Origin of the sequence: Vibrio sp. 10N.261.51.F11, assembly GCF_041471665.1 — a bacterium.
Classification (GTDB): Bacteria; Pseudomonadota; Gammaproteobacteria; order Enterobacterales; family Vibrionaceae; genus Vibrio; species Vibrio crassostreae_C.
The window spans coordinates 44,888-60,457 of record NZ_JBFROW010000010.1 but is presented as its reverse complement, the minus strand read 5'-3'; the positions used below and the strand labels follow the sequence as shown (position 1 = coordinate 60,457).

The window sequence follows — 15,570 nt, the reverse complement described above, 5'->3', positions numbered from 1 at the left end:
CATGAACCATAGATGTGAGCTATGTGATGAGCTGCCGCCGCTCGCAAAAAGACGCACCTTTGAATCAGTGGTTATTCCAAATGTTGAAGTCTACCCTGAAAAACAAACAAGCGTAGTTCAGCTTTTAACGGGTTAACTACTTAAAGGCTTAACTGCCTAACTCCCCTACCATCCAAAAAAAGAAAAGGCTCCCGAGGGAGCCTTTGATTAGGGTTCTAGTAACTATTCGCTTATGTTTTTATTTTAAAATGCTTCTTCGAGCGTTTGTTCGTTCTTTTTTTCTGTTTGTTTCTCGCTGGTCTCTACCTCATTCAAGCGCGCAGTGAAGTGTCTTAACACCGGCGGCTCGTAGGTAAAATCGAGCCCTTTCACTTGTCCTGCATTCTCTTTCACTTTTTCGAATGCTTCGATAATGAAGTCCATGTGTGTTTGTGTGTAGGTCGCGCGAGGAATGGTAAGGCGCAACAACTCAGCAGGACATGGGTGTTGTTCACCTGTTGCTGGGTCGCGTCCTTGCAGCAAAGACCCAATCTCAACCGCTCTGATACCCGCGACTTTATAGAGTTCGCACGCCAAAGCATGTGCGGGAAACTGACCAGTCGGGATATGAGGCAGCAATTTACCCGCATCGACAAACGCAGCATGACCGCCTGCTTGCTGGCACACGATGCCCTTCGCTTCTAAGCCATCGACTAAGTACTGAACCTGACCAATACGATATTCCAACCAGTCTTGACGCATGCCGTCATAAAGGCCAACCGCAAGGCGTTCCATTGCGCCACCCTCTAAGCCACCATAGGTTGGGAAACCTTCTTGTACGACACACAGTGTTCGACATTCTGTGTATACATCCATGAATGAGTCGTCTTTAAAGCACAACAAACCGCCCATTTGTACCATCGCGTCTTTCTTGGCAGACATGGCTAAACCATCCGCGTATTTGTAAGACTCACGAGTGATTTGTTCGATAGTCCAATCTTGATAACCGGCTTCTCGTTGCTGAATGAAGTAAGCATTTTCAGCGTAGCGTGCCGAGTCCATGATCACTGGAATATCGTACTTCTGAGCGATTTCATAAACGGCTTTTAGGTTGGCGATAGACACTGGCTGTCCACCAGCAGAGTTACAAGTAATGGTGCTCACAATGTAAGGAACATTTGCCACTCCCGCTTCTAAGATCGCTTCTTCCAGCTTCACCACATCGAAGTTGCCTTTGAAATCTGCGTTCACTGAGGTATCAAACGCTTCTTTGGTATAAACGTTTTTCGCCACACAGCAATTCACTTGGGTGTGACCTTGTGTTGTATCGAAGAAGTAGTTCGATAAAGCGACCATTTTGCTGCGGTCGAGTCCCTTTTCCATTTCGCGCTTCTTAATCAAAACAGGAATGTAAATCTGCTCTGCGCCACGCCCTTGGTGAGTAGGAATAGTCAGCTCATAACCAAAGATATCTTTCACCGCATTCGACAATGCGTAGTAACTGCGGCTACCACTGTAAGCTTCATCACCCATTAACATCGCGGCTTGCATACGCTGAGTAATAGAACCTGTACCACTGTCTGTCAGTAAGTCGATAAACACATCATCACTATCCAGTAAGAATGGGTTCATGCCCGCGTCGACAATGGCTTGTTCACGATAGGCGCGAGTTGTTCTTTTTACTGGCTCTACAACACGAATACGAAACGGTTCTGGTAGATGTTTGAAGTTTTCCATAATAATACCTTTCAATACATTCCGATCAGGTCGAAATGTATTTTCTTTAGATGTCACGAGTCCTCACTATTAAATTAATAGTTCCGTATAAAGATACACAGAAAATTAACAGTGAAAATAAACAAATTAAATAATGACTTATTAATCAAACCTAAACAGAGGCTAAGATAATTAGCGAGAACGACAAAAAACGAATACCCTACACGGAATAATAAGTGCGACATTCATACGTTCAAAGGTTATCAAAGCTGCTGATAGGTAAACAAAGCTCGCTGCTTTGCTGGCGCGTGACGCCTAGAGGGTACTACTCTGAAGAAAGGTGGAACGAGAGTTGGTGATCTAAGGTATACCAAGCTAACAAGGTTAGCCAAGTTGTTGATTGCCATTTCAGATACATGTTCACAATATATCCCTACGTTGAAATCAAGATGATCCGAAGTTTAAATATAGTGCAATTGTTTTATAAATACAGCTTAAAAAAGTATAAATGTGATCAATATTTAGAATGATGATTAAATACGATAGCGTGTTATATAAAATGTGAATCACAGCTGTTTATATACTATTAAACTAGTTCAGCGAGAACCTTAATAATATCAAATCCCTTTTGAAATCAACACCTCTCTAATAAGGGGCGAAGATAGCTGTTTTCTAAAAAAGCCATCATCTAATAAAGCCAAGATCCAAAACTCGCCGATCTAGAAAAGATAAATTCTGATGAGGCTCAAACCTCACCAGAACCGTATTCGCAGTGAATGACTTACTTCTTCTTCACGGCTTGCTTGATGGCCATTTCAGCCAGTTTTGGTGTCGCCGCTTTCAATACGCTGGGTGCCACCTTCTTACCCACTTTGACTGCTTTATTCAGTTGGCCTTTAACCGACGAGCCTCTTTTCATGGCTTCTAAACGTTGGCGGTTTCTCTGAACGTTATTTGCGTCAGCGATACGCTCTATCAACGTCTGCCTTAAAGTATCTAAACCAAACTGTACCTTTTCTGGCGCAATCGCCAGCGGTAACACGATATCGGTTTGCAGCAATATATGATTGTATTCGAGCGCTTGAGCAATGATCTTCGCTTTGGTCGATGTTGGATTCTCTAAGTCATACGGCGGTTGCCAATCGTCTACAGGCTTTAATCTGTCTACCTGATTCACAACCGACACCACAATCGGCTTCTTGCGTGAGATGTTGTTAGGATCGTCATAGAAAGCATCAAATCTATCTTTCAATTGCTTATCCAAATCACGCGCAGATTGATTAGCTTTAAGCACCCATAACACCACATCGGCTTGGGTCATCTCTTTCAGCATTAAGGCTTCGGTTTTAGGATTGCCATCAAGCCCTTGAAGATCAACCACGCGAACATCATTGTCGTCGACAAACGCGTTGTAAACCGTTGAAGTGTCGGTTGATGGCAGTACATCCACTTCGGCAACCAGCTCTTGCTTAAGGGCATTAATCAGTGAAGATTTACCAGAGCTCGTTTGCCCCACCAGCACGATTCGCACGGGCTCTAGCTCTGGAGCAAAGCGTTGTTCGTCGAGTTCAGAAACATCAGACACTTTAAGTGCCTCATCTTCAATGCTGAAACGTCCGCTGTAGAGGTCAATCGCCACCGCCGCAACTTCATCTAACAAGGCTTGTTTGGCGGCGTATTGCATGTCATCAACCACACCCCTTGTCATCGTTGCTGTCGCTTGTTCTCGTCCTAAATCAGAAATCACCTTGAGTGGATTCAAATACAAGTTTTTAAGGTGGTTACCCCAAATAGCCGCTTTGAAGATCTTCTGTCCTAGCTCACCGTATTTATCGTAGGCTTCGTAGCCCGCTTTGATGTAAGAAACCTTGAGATACTCAATGCCGGGGATATGCTCTCGCACTACCAATTTGTAGCGTCGGCTGACCTCTTCGAACAGCTTTAGCCCTTCAGGAATCGAAAAATCGAGTGATTTCTTATCAAACTTTTTCGCAACAAATTCAAGTACCTCTAAACCGGTTTGGTCTAGGTTACCCCACTCTATGTCGACCATTAATTGTTGGCGTACATGGTGTTTTGAATCATTCCAGATCGACAGTTCTTTTTGAGACCAATCAGCCGAAGCCTTAACCAATGCATCGTTGATATCAGCTTTTTTATGCTGTGATTCAGCTTCAGCAATATCCTCGCCAAGGCCGCCACTCTCTTTATTCGAGAAAGACTCTTTATTTGAAGAGCGGCTTGAAGAACGGCTAGAAATGAATAAAGGAATGGTGAACACCAAGGTACTCACGGCAATGGCAATCGACATTTCGAGTAGATAACCGTATTTGATCGCCAAGAAGACACCAAAACCCATCATGATAATGCTTGGGAAGATCGCCGAAATCAGGGCAATGCCCCAGCGTCCGCTCGATAGCACCGCCAGTAATCGAAATAGGTTTCTAATTTTCTTCATAACCCGACGCCGCCTTTCCTTTTTTCAGAGATTCTTTGTAGATCTTCTGCATCTCTTGTTCAGACACTTCTTCACCTTTGTTCTTATGATAGAAGTAAAAACAAGCCGCGCGACCTAAACCATAAGAGGTGCCGAAACTCATTGCCGCTGCAGCCACCGCACCTACCGTTTGACCATAAACTGGAATCAGCTTTATCAACTGTCGAGTGCCCAGCTTCATTCCGTATTGCAAAGCAAAGCTGCTTCCCAGAGTGCCTATCAACTCACTAAAGACTCTCTTATTCCATTCGACCCCATATTGATTGGCCAAGCTGTGAAGCATTTTGGCTTGAATCGCAGGTACCGACACCAAACCAACACCCGGAATCAGGTCACTCGCTGCGGCACTTCCTGCATACCAAAGCACTTCGTTTTCTACTTGATCAAAGTTGGCTTCTTCTTGCGTGGAATGTTCTTTGTCTTGCACCATCATTCCTATCACCGGAAGAATACTGCTCAGCTTTTCTAACAAGATGTCATAGTTGTAAACCGCTTCGCTGTTAGACATAGCGTTGTCATCCGTTTCGAAATCGACCGCTACCGATTCAAACTCTTTACCCCAAGCCTTCTCTACTTGGTTGGTGTTGAACTGAATTTGCCTTGCTCGATCTGGTTCACTGGAAGACAACACCGCCGTATGAACCAGCAACAAGTGTTTAATCTTCTTCTGTTTCTTAATCTGTTTTAGAGCCGTAAGCACAGCGGATTGTTCAGGTTCGTCGGCTTTCATTACAACGACTAACGCATTACCTGCCTGACCAATCTCTTCCAAATCCTCTTTCGCATCGTAATTCGCTTCGCTGAGTCCTCTGGCATCAAGAAACCTCATCACGGGTTTGTCTTGCGGAAACTCATACGACATCGCCGTCATGGTACAAGGCGCAAAACCATTGCCCACTTCTACAGAAGAGTCGCCCGTGACCGCTTGAATAAACGATGACTTGCCCGCCCCCGTTTTGCCCAACAGCCACAATGTAGGAAGATGCTTGCGCTGATATTCATGAGCCTGAGTCAAGTCTGGGTTCTTGCTCGGATTAATGAAGTCTTTTATTTGATCAAACATGTTTAGAGTAACGCTCACTTGATGTTGAGATTCGAGTTGATGACAAAGCAATACTGACTTATATAATCACAAATCATATTAAACTTATGTTTGTTCAGTCGCACAGGTTTACAATGCCTAAACGCTTGTTTTTATTTGCGCGCTCATTTTTATAGACGCTTTTTTATACGTACGGGTATCATCGTATTGATTCGGGTACCTAACGAACATCAACAAACACAGAGAGCTCAAAGAGAAGTATGGAACAAATTTATTTAGCTGGCGGCTGCTTGTGGGGTGTACAAGAATTTATTAAGTACGTTCCTGGTGTTATCAGCACAGAAGCAGGCCGTGCTAATGGAAGGGCCCAGCCAACAGAGAACAAAACGACACAAAGCGACGGCACACAAAGCGATTACAATGGCTACGCGGAGTGCGTACAAATTGAATTTGATCCAAACATCACGTCAGTCACGATTTTGATGGAACACTTGTTTGAGATTATCGACCCTTACAGCTTGAATAAACAAGGTGTCGATGTCGGAGAGAAATACCGCACAGGTGTATACAGCACTAATGCAGAACACTTAACCGAAGCTAAGCACTATATTTCTTCAAGAGATGATGCCGACCGTATCGCTATTGAGGTGTTGCCGTTGACCAATTATGTTGCCAGCGACGACATCCACCAGCATCACTTAAGTCACTTCCCTGAAGATCACCACTTATGTCATATCCCTTGGGATCTACTGCATAAGTATAAATCACAGTAGTCTCGACGTAAGATTGAGATGATCACGACCTAAGATCGATAAAGCCTCAACAGACATTATCTGTTGAGGCTTTTTAAGTGTTAATGGTCAAGACAGCTATCGTGAATTGATTTGATAGCTCAAACCATTAAGCATTAGCCATTAAGTAATGACCCATAGCCAATAACTTACTTAGTCGTATTCTCAAGCACGTAGTCCGGACCCGCTGTTTCAGCCGTCACGACCGCAAGTTTAGACACGTCTGCACCTTCGCCTTGATAAGCGTTGATACCGTTCTCAACCGTCATTTTTGGCAGTTCAACCGAATAGCTTTCAATCAACCCAGAATCCGTTACTTGACCTACGTAAGTTTCGTCTGTGTAGGTTGCGCCGACTAATGGGTAATCTTGCGTTGCACGCACACTTACAAATTCAGGAGATTGCGAGTTATCAACCACGTTGTGTTTGAACGCCACATCAACGCCCGCATAAATGCCTTCCACTTCTGCGTTGTCAAACAAACTTACACGGTGGCTTTGGTTGCCGTAAACAATGCCCCACTCAGTGTCGACTAGAGAGTTATTCTCGATGGTGATGTTTTTCGGTGTCCACTGCTTGTTCAGCTCTTTGCCTTTCACCGATTGATCTAGCTGCTCACCATTCGCTACGTCGATAATACCTGTGTTAATAACAATGCCGCCACGTAGGTCAGCGTTGCCTTCGATCAAACCATCGCGGCCTCGAGTGTTTGCAATGTAGTTATTGCGAATCACATGATCTTCATCGTAGATACGGACGCCGCCGGTTAGGCGCTTTCCATTGCCAAGAATCATGTTGTTCTCAACCGTGTTGCCTTTTCCGTGACGCAGTGAAATAAGCGCGGTGCTTTGGAAAATAGTATTACCTGAGATCGTGTTGTCGCCCGACTTAATCGAGATAAGCTCACGCTCACCATCCATATCGATCATCAGGTTGTTCACGAACTTAGAACTTGAATCCCACTGTGAAGCTTTAGAATCACCAATACGGATCGCTTCCCAGCTGTTGCCGTTGTAACGAATCGCTTCTTTGATATCGAATTCATTGAATTGGTTAGGCTTTTGATCCATGAAGATATTATTTGCGATCAGGTGGTTGTCGGCTGTGTCATCTTTTTGTACACCGATCAAAGTGCCGCGTTTTTGCTTACCTTCGAAACGGTTGTTGATGACTTTGCCATCTTTACCCCATAGAGAAACCCATAGGTACTTTGGATACTCAGAACGACGCTCGTCTGGCTCGTACGTGTAATCATGGTTGAAGTAGTAGAATGTTGAGTTTTGCAGCGTGTTGCCATTACCCATCATACGTACTGCACCAAAGCGTTCGTTAGGACCGCCCTCAGTAAATACCAAGCCATCAAGCGTGATGTCATCGCCTTTCAGTTCAAACTGAATCAAACCAGTGATCCACGCAGAGCCTGCTTGCTCAGCCTTGATAGTGATGTCATTCGCCGTGATCGTCACTTGACCTAAGTTCGCGTATTTACCGGCAGGGATAACCACTTCGTCGCCATCTTTTAGGTTTTCAAATTGTGCTTTAAGCGCAGCCACTTGCTCTTCCGAAGCAACGGCTAAAGTGTCGCCATCTACCTCTGTTAAGCGGTCACTGCTCAATAGGTAACTACGGTCAATTTCGCTAACAGCAGGCGTAGCTTGTTCAGCGACACTGACTACGGGTGCTGTTTTTTCTTGTGTTGTACAGCCTGTTGCAAAAGCGAGTGTGAACGCGCTAATAATGCTTACCGATAATAGTTTTTTGTTCATCGTACATCTCACATTAAAGTTTGGATTATAAAAATGACGACCACCCGTTCAGGTGGCCGTGATGTTATTTAGGATGCGTATTAAATTAGCCTTCGGCTGGAGTCACTTCGTCTTGTTGCTCGACTTTGTCATCGACTGCTTTAACAAGTAACAGACCAACAGAGAACACAATCAAGCCACACAGAACGAATACCATGCGTCCCCACATTGGGTTTGGCAGTACGAACATAGTCATTACGCCCACACCCGCTACCGCGATAAGTGAACCCAACATACGACGTTGCTTGTTATCCAGTTTCTTCTGTTCATTACTTTCAGCAACTAGTGGCGTCGCTAGGTTGTTGAAGAACTTGTCTACGTCTTTCTCACGGTGCTCAGCAAGAGGCTTGTAGAACAGTGTTGAAAGAACAAAGAAGCCAGCAGTAAATATGATGTGACCGATAAGGCCGATAGCCACTTTCAGGTCAGCCCACTCACGGCCAGTTAGTTCATTTAGACCGAACCAGTTTTGAATCATGTCCGCAGTGATAACGAAACCAACGAAGTAAGAAACCACACCACCTACAACTAGCGTGCCCCAACCTGCCCAATCCGGTGTTTTACGGATGAAGAAGCCACAGAATGCTGGAATTGTCATTGGGAAGCCGATCAATGCGCCCACGTACATCATGGTGTCGAAAAGGCTCAGACCTTTAAGAGAGTTGATGAACAGAGCAACCAAGATGATCGCGATACCGAAGAAGGTAGACGTTAGTTTAGAAACAACCATTAGCTCTTTCTCTGTCGCTTTAGGACGAAGAATCGGCTCGTAGAAGTTCTTAACGAAGATACCTGAGTTACGGTTTAGACCTGAGTCCATTGAAGACATTGTTGCTGCGAACATAGCGGCAATCAGAAGGCCAACCATACCTGCAGGCATGTATTCTTGAACGAAGTAAAGGTAAGCGAAGTCAGCGGCTTTGCTGCCAGCTTCTGGGTAAGCAGCTGCTAAATCAACACCTTGACCAGCCATGAACCAAGAAGGCATGAACCAGATGATTGGACCAAGCGTCATTAGTACACAAGCAAGCAGTGCTGCTTTACGTGCGTTGTTTGAATCTTTTGCAGCAAGGTAACGGTAAGAGTTAAGCATGTTGTTGGTAATGCTGAACTGCTTTAAGAAGATGAACACAGCCCAGATGCTGAAGATGCTCATGTAGTTAAGGTTGTCACCCGTGATGAACGAATCCGTTGGGAAGTCGCTAATGATCTGCGTAACACCGCCACCGTGGTAAATAGCAACGACTGCACATGTCACCGTTACTGCCATGATGATAACCATCTGCATAAAGTCAGATGCGATTACCGCCCAAGAGCCGCCCGTCACTGACATCACCAGTACAACCAGACCCGTTAGGACAATCGTCGTTGTCATATCAAAGCCGAAGATACCCGATGCGATGATTGCTAGACCATTCAACCAAATACCTGCAGAGATAACGCTGTTTGGCATACCAGACCAAGTAAATACTTGCTCATTCACCTTACCAAAACGCATACGAATCGCTTCAATTACCGTCACAACACGCAGTTGACGGAACTTCGGAGCGAAGTAAAGGTAGTTCATTAGGTAACCGAATGCGTTCGCGATGAAGATAATCGCTACGGCAAAGCCATCGGTAAAGGCTTTACCTGCTGCACCAGTAAATGTCCAAGCACTGAACTGGGTCATAAATGCGGTTGCACCTACCATCCACCACAGCATATTACCTCCCCCACGGAAGTAATCACTTGTCGTACTTGTAAACGTTCGAAACATCCACCCTATCGCAATTAAGAATAGGAAGTAGATGCCAACTATCAGGGTATTGAGTTCCATCGTTAGACCTTTTATTTATGTTTTTTTGTTGAGGTCACTATAAATAAATGGCAAGTATATTTGTACTACAATAATCCAAATGCGTGACAGTGATCTTACAGTCTGACACTCAATTAATCATACAAGTGATCGAGTTCAAAGTTGCACCACCTAGGAGCGCAATTCCTCAAGTCAGTGCAGTTATCCGCACTAAATTTCGACCAAAACCCCGAAAAACATGAACAAAGTCTCTAAAAATCGAAGATTCATCGTTAAAAACTATTATTCTTGACGATCAAAGCTTAAAGAAGAGCAGCAAAAATATCGTTAGATATAATTTATAAAAATGAATTAAACCAATGCATTTGTAGTACAAATAAGATCGATAATTTGCTTTTAAAAGTTCCTTATATTAGGCAGCCAATAATGAAAACTTGAAAACCACTATTAGATACTGACAGGGATACACGGAAGTGAAATGCTTTTAACACACCCGTTACACTTTCCCCGTCCAATAAAAAGGTGTCATTATGAAGAAATACGTTCCAATCTTAATTGCTCTTAGTACGGTATCTTCTATGAGCTATGCAGCAACACCGCGTGAAGATGCTGTTGACTACTTACAGATGCGTAAAGGCGTGGCTTACCAAGTAAACCATTCAAAACCTTTCACTGGTCAATTTGAAGAGAAGTTCGATAACGGCCAAGTCGCGACCCAAGCTCAGTTTGCCGATGGCTTAGAACTTGGGCTAGAAACTAACTGGTATCCGAATGGCCAAGTCGCTTCTAAAGTGAATTACGTAAAAGGTGAACTGCAAGGCAAAGCTGAAACCTGGTATCCAAACGGACAGAAAAAAGCAGAACTCAATTATAAAGACAATGAATTATCAGGCACCGCCTCTCGCTGGTATCCCAATGGGGAACAAAGCCTGACAGCTGAATACAGCGACGGACAAAAAGATGGATTGGTAACGGACTACTACCCGAACGGTAATAAGGCCAGCCAAGCGAAGTTTGATGAAGGTGAAGTCGCGAACGGAAAACTTACTCGCTGGAATACTAACGGTGACAAAGTTGAAGAACTGACCTTTAAAGATCACAAAGTCACCTCTAAACAGGTGTGGATGCCTACAGAAAGCTAAGCCTCAAGAACAGCTCTCACGGAGCTCTTTGATATAACTAAACGCCTGCTGTTAAAGTTTGCAGCTACACGTCTGCAACTAAGAGACAAGAGAAGAGAAGAGAAGGGAAACGAACATTCATGTGATTAAGCGTGAATGTTCGTGGCTTTGATGCTGTAACAGACTCACTTGAGCGTGTTGTCATCAACCTAAAAGCCTATTCTTAAGCCGCGGTTTACACGCTTATTGAGCCGCACACGACTCTCTACTCAAATTTAAAATAAAAAAACGCTCATGTTGCCTGTATCAACATGAGCGCAAGGGTAGATCTTCGACTACCATCTCCTACCTTTCTAGATGAAAGCAGAAGTTATAATTAGAATAGTTGGGAGCAATAATCAAAATGCTTTCGCAAGCACTTCAACGATTTCTTCTTTGTCGCTGATGAGAACAACGGGTAACGATTCGAACCCAGTTCATTCCTATCAAGTTCATACTTATATAGCAGGCTATGTCACTACCTTGCCTACTACATTTCAAACCTTCTCTGATTGAGCTTTAAATCACCTCAAGTAAATGTCTCATGTTCTTAAAGCGGTGGATTTAATCCATTTAGCTTCAAGACCACTCTTACTTATTCGGCTTCACACCGTCTGTTCATGCAATCAACACAGCAAAGTTATGTGTTGCTAAAGAAAGTTAGTAAATAATAATGTATTACAAATAAAAATGATATCTAAAGGTTCAATTTTTTGCTGTAGCGCACATTTATTGATGAACAAAACTCTTCAAAACCATTATCAACAGCCAAACAAATCACTAAAAAACATCAACTTAACAAGACAACTCGATTTTGTAACCCTTTGTAAATAGTGGTTTTGTCCTAACAACACGATCAAGTTCACAGATCATCACGCCTCGGATCGCTACCATATTTGTATTATTTAAATGCAAAATAAATTTGAAATAACCAAGAAATAATTTCAAAAACAAAATGCATTTAAGACAAGAACTACTCTATTTGGCTTGTAATTATGGCCAATACTCAACCTATAAATATGGAATTAATACCATGAATAAAACTAAAATCGTGATTGCTGTGGCATCTGTACTCGCTGCTGGCTCTGTATCTGCTGCGTCTTTCGATATGAGACACGAATACAAGAGTCATACAGATCAACACGCTACTCGTGTAAAACTTGGCGATAGCATTGGCAACTTCCTTGTAGATATCGAAGCGAAATTCAAGGGAGAAGACGGTAAATTCATGGAAGATTTGAAGAACAATGGTTGGGAGCTTGGTCTAAACTACCGTCATGTACTAAACGATAACTGGACAATGACTTACGGTATGCCAATTGAAGGTCGTGAATCTGGCGTTACATACAAGCCTCAAGTTCGTGCAACATACAAAGTGGATAGCGTTGATGGTCTAAGCCTAAGTGCTCGTTACCGTTACGATATGAGACAGAACACTAGCAGCTCAGAGTATCAATTCGATGACAATGGTGATGTTATTGTTGATAGTGACGGTGTTCCAATCACGGTTGATAAAAACGTTTCTAATCAACGTCGTCACCGTCTAACGGCAAACGTTAACTACTCAATGGAAAACTGGCGCTTTGGTCTAGAAGGTAACTACTACAAAGCGGATGGCTATGACATCTACGACAACGACGATACCAACTACGAGTTGAACGCAAGCATTCGCCATATTATGGGTCAATGGGCACCATATGTAGAGTTTGGTGATGTGAGCACTTCATCAACTAAAGCGACTCGTGAACTGCGTAGCCGTGTTGGTCTAACTTACAGCTTCTAATCGATAGCTACATGAATAATCTAAGATAATTACTGTCCTAATTTTCTAAGACCTAAACAAAAGCCAGCTTAATCGCTGGCTTTTTTTCCTTTAAAATCAGTAAAATAAGAGCCGCGCACTTGCAGCTCTTTTTCCTAGTGACTAATCCGATAGAGAAAGGCAACGGTCACATTATCGTTAGGCACAACTCGCTTCTGCTGAGCCAAAAACAATTCCGCTGTCGAAACGGCATCGGCTAATGCATTGTGGCTGTTGTACTCAGGAAGCCCGTACCTTTCGCGAGTCCCTGCCAAGGTTAAATCGACTTCTTCATGATTGCTGATCGCTTTCTCCATGCTTTTCTCAATACACAAGGTATCAAGCCAAAGCAGAGGAATCGCTCTTAAACCGTAGCAGCGAAGAAGGTATTGGCTAATGAACTTCTCTTCGACTACACACGCGTGCGCGACGATAATCTTGCCTTTCGCTGCTTCGAAGAAAGCGAGCATCGCATCATGAATAGATGCGCCCTCTTCCAGCATCTGTGGTGTGATGTGGTTAATCACCGCAGTTTCAGCGTTAATCTGAGAATCATTGTTCAGGTAGATATGCTTGGCAGAAGCCAAATCGATTCGTCCTTTCACCACATCGACCCATCCCATAGACAAGATAAGATCTTGTTCGCTGTCTAAGCCTGTGGTTTCGAGATCCAACACGATATAGTCGCTGTCTTTGGCCAAATCCGTCATTTCAGGACAAGGCTGTTCTACCAGATCATGTAACGCTTCTGGCAGCTTAACCGTACCCAAATATTGCTTACGCTTGCGTTTAATTCGTTCAAGCGGGTGAAAATAGTTTAGCATTCGTTTTAAACATTTATTAGTTGAACATAGCTTCATTAACGTGCTCCGAAACGAATTTTCGCCGCTTCTTGAAGGTCAGCAATGATCCTAAAGGCATCTTTCAAGTGTTTACGCTCAAAGCTACCAAAGCTATCTGGGTTGATGTTGTTGTCAGGCACATCCCCGTTCTTCAGCGCTTCAAGTTGATGGCCAAAACGGAAAGAGAGAATGAACTGGTAAGCACCCAGAATGTTCTTGAATGCATCGTCGCTCAGCATGCCTTTTTCATTGGCAGCAGCGAAACGTTCGTCAGTCGCCGACAAATCGCACTCCACAGCAAGGCCATAAATACGCGCTAAGTCGATAATCAAGTTGATCGCGTACTTCTTCACGTTCAACGTTTTCTTATTCTCACCTGACTTCTCTAGCACTAAGCTATTGAAGATGCCAAGTGGCGGGTTGGTATTGACCGCGTCTTTCACTAGCGTGCTTAAAAACTCACGGTTACCGCGAATATTGCTATGCAGCTCATCGCGCAGAATACCTTCGAACTCACTGTTGCCGTAGATAGTACGAATTTCTAGGAACACACTGATATTAAGCAAGCGTTCGTACTCTGGGTTAGCCACCCACTTCTTGTAGTAGTGCTTCCATACACTGAGTGGCTGACACCATTTTGGCGTCGCAGCCATGAATTTACCTGGACATAATGGGTAGTGACAGCTTGCTAAGCCGTTGGTCACCATCATCGCTAAGTGTTTGAAGTAAATACGGTCACTGTCGGTTGCATCGTCAGCAAGAACAATCGCGCTGTCTTGGTCCGACAACATGTGCACTTCATTACGTGCGTGCGATCCGGCTACGATCCAAGAGAAATCACACGGTGGTGGGCCTAACTTATCAATCGCTATTTGAATCAATCGACGGGTGTAGGCGTCCATAATCATGGTCATTACCTTGCCGACGGTTTCAGGCGCCACTTTACCTTCCACCAGCGCTTCAAAAATAGCTTGTCGCTCTGAGGTGAACGAAGACATGGTTTTCACGCTGCCCGCGTATTTGATTTTCTCGATCAAGAATATCGCTTGAACACGGTGGTTTTGAACCAAATGAGACGTAGTAAGAAGACCAACGACCTTATTCTCTTTCACAACGGGCAAGTTACGGATATTAAATTGCATCATGATAGAGGCCGCATGCAGCACCAGATCATCCGGTTTTACAGTAAGTGGAGAGTGCGTCATTACCTCTGAGATCAGGCTATCAGTACTCACGCCGTGGGCAATCACTCGCTTAGTCATGTCTCGGTCGGTGATCAAACCAACAATGGTTTCACCTTCATAGATCACGGCACACGGTGAGCGTTGATGAAGCATTTCAACCGCAACCGACTGGATGGTTTGCTCAGACTTAACAATTGCCACCTGCCCGCTTGCCACTTCCTCAACTTTACGAATGAACAGGCCTTTCTCTTTATTCGACCAGACCACATCCAGTGCCGACTTCAAGCGAACCTGCGCCTGTGAAGCAAAGTGTTCTGCGCAACTTGGAAAGGCTTTGAAAAGCGTTTGAAGTGCCGAGTGTGGAATCACATAAAGTAAGGTGTTTTCGATTGCGACAGCTCTATAGCCTTTTTCGTCGTTGACTTCAGAATCTAAGAACGTAAAGCCAAACAAATCTTCACTGCCTAGACGGGCACGAAGCACACCATCCGATTTTCGTTGCTCCATAGAGCCCGTTCGAATGATATAGAGCGATTTTTCCTTCCCAGACTCACACAAATCGACCACATCTCCCTTGCCGAGATAAGTAATTTGCACGTTAGAGGCAAGTTCGCGAAGTGCTTGTTTAGGGATCTTATCGAATGGGTCGATTTGACCTATGAATTGAAGAATATTTGGCAGTAGAGACTGAGGCATAATCACACTCACAATAATTTAATTAGTATTATTATATAACTTAAAATACTGGTTACTAGTGCTTTTAACGAAACAGCAAATAATAGATTAAATATTGGACACCAGTCAGGTTTTCATCAAATTTGGATGCAAAAAAAGCACGTATCAAACGTGCTTTTTAGAGGTCACTGCTGAAATTAGCTTTTGAATAACCGTAATTTTAACTTTGACTACCCTAGTTTTACGAGAATGCCCTCTCGTCGATAATGCAAAACGATCA

10 protein-coding genes and 1 pseudogene are annotated in these 15,570 nt (G+C 43.8%); 4 read left to right on the top strand and 7 right to left on the bottom strand.

Features of this window, described 5'->3' with window-relative positions; genetic code table 11:
• Nucleotides 1-5: 5 nt before the first annotated feature.
• Nucleotides 6-116: pseudogene (locus tag AB4351_RS04580) on the top strand (LysR family transcriptional regulator); the annotation flags it as partial.
• Between the two features lie 127 nt (nucleotides 117-243).
• Here AB4351_RS04580 and tnaA read toward each other — a convergent pair.
• From tnaA to AB4351_RS04565, 3 genes are all read right to left on the bottom strand, one after another.
• A complete protein-coding gene (gene tnaA, locus AB4351_RS04575) occupies nucleotides 244-1,716 on the bottom strand; it encodes a tryptophanase (RefSeq protein WP_372125190.1) in 1,473 nt (490 codons plus the stop codon).
• Nucleotides 1,717-2,476: 760 nt separating this feature from the next.
• The gene (locus AB4351_RS04570) at nucleotides 2,477-4,153 is read right to left on the bottom strand and encodes a GTPase family protein (protein WP_372125188.1); all 1,677 of its coding nucleotides are present in this window, start codon (nucleotides 4,151-4,153) and stop codon (nucleotides 2,477-2,479) included.
• On the bottom strand, nucleotides 4,140-5,255 hold the full coding sequence (locus tag AB4351_RS04565) for a YcjF family protein (protein ID WP_372125186.1): 1,116 nt from the start codon (nucleotides 5,253-5,255) through the stop codon (nucleotides 4,140-4,142). Before AB4351_RS04565 ends, AB4351_RS04570 begins: the two co-directional genes overlap by 14 nt.
• Before the next feature lie 239 nt (nucleotides 5,256-5,494).
• On the opposite strand from AB4351_RS04565, the gene AB4351_RS04560 reads away from it, so the two are divergent.
• Nucleotides 5,495-6,007 carry a peptide-methionine (S)-S-oxide reductase gene (locus AB4351_RS04560; protein WP_372125183.1) on the top strand — a complete coding sequence of 171 codons (513 nt, stop codon included), beginning with the start codon at nucleotides 5,495-5,497 and terminating at the stop codon, nucleotides 6,005-6,007.
• 167 nt (nucleotides 6,008-6,174) lie between these two features.
• Here the strand turns inward: AB4351_RS04560 and AB4351_RS04555 are convergent, their stop codons facing one another.
• Together AB4351_RS04555 and AB4351_RS04550 are read right to left on the bottom strand one after the other, a co-directional pair.
• Nucleotides 6,175-7,791: a polysaccharide lyase 6 family protein gene (locus tag AB4351_RS04555; RefSeq protein ID WP_017069965.1), complete on the bottom strand. Its 1,617-nt coding sequence runs from the start codon at nucleotides 7,789-7,791 to the stop codon at nucleotides 6,175-6,177.
• 85 nt (nucleotides 7,792-7,876) lie between these two features.
• Complete coding sequence (locus AB4351_RS04550) at nucleotides 7,877-9,649, bottom strand: sodium:solute symporter family transporter (RefSeq protein ID WP_017067389.1); 1,773 nt, start codon at nucleotides 9,647-9,649, stop codon at nucleotides 7,877-7,879.
• Between the two features lie 509 nt (nucleotides 9,650-10,158).
• Between AB4351_RS04550 and AB4351_RS04545 the strand changes: the two genes are divergently transcribed.
• Nucleotides 10,159-10,770 (top strand): toxin-antitoxin system YwqK family antitoxin, encoded by a 612-nt coding sequence (locus tag AB4351_RS04545; RefSeq protein WP_017061462.1) that lies wholly within the window; start codon nucleotides 10,159-10,161, stop codon nucleotides 10,768-10,770.
• A gap of 1,051 nt (nucleotides 10,771-11,821) precedes the next feature.
• A complete protein-coding gene (locus AB4351_RS04540) occupies nucleotides 11,822-12,571 on the top strand; it encodes an oligogalacturonate-specific porin KdgM family protein (protein ID WP_048616477.1) in 750 nt (249 codons plus the stop codon).
• A gap of 134 nt (nucleotides 12,572-12,705) precedes the next feature.
• On the opposite strand, the gene AB4351_RS04535 is transcribed toward AB4351_RS04540, so the two are convergent.
• Nucleotides 12,706-13,449 carry a 3'-5' exonuclease gene (locus AB4351_RS04535; RefSeq protein ID WP_102394492.1) on the bottom strand — a complete coding sequence of 248 codons (744 nt, stop codon included), beginning with the start codon at nucleotides 13,447-13,449 and terminating at the stop codon, nucleotides 12,706-12,708.
• Nucleotides 13,449-15,311, bottom strand: coding sequence for a DUF294 nucleotidyltransferase-like domain-containing protein (locus tag AB4351_RS04530; protein ID WP_017069961.1), 1,863 nt, complete (start codon nucleotides 15,309-15,311; stop codon nucleotides 13,449-13,451). The genes AB4351_RS04535 and AB4351_RS04530 overlap by 1 nt, the downstream gene beginning before the upstream one ends.
• Between the last annotated feature and the right edge of the window lie 259 nt (nucleotides 15,312-15,570).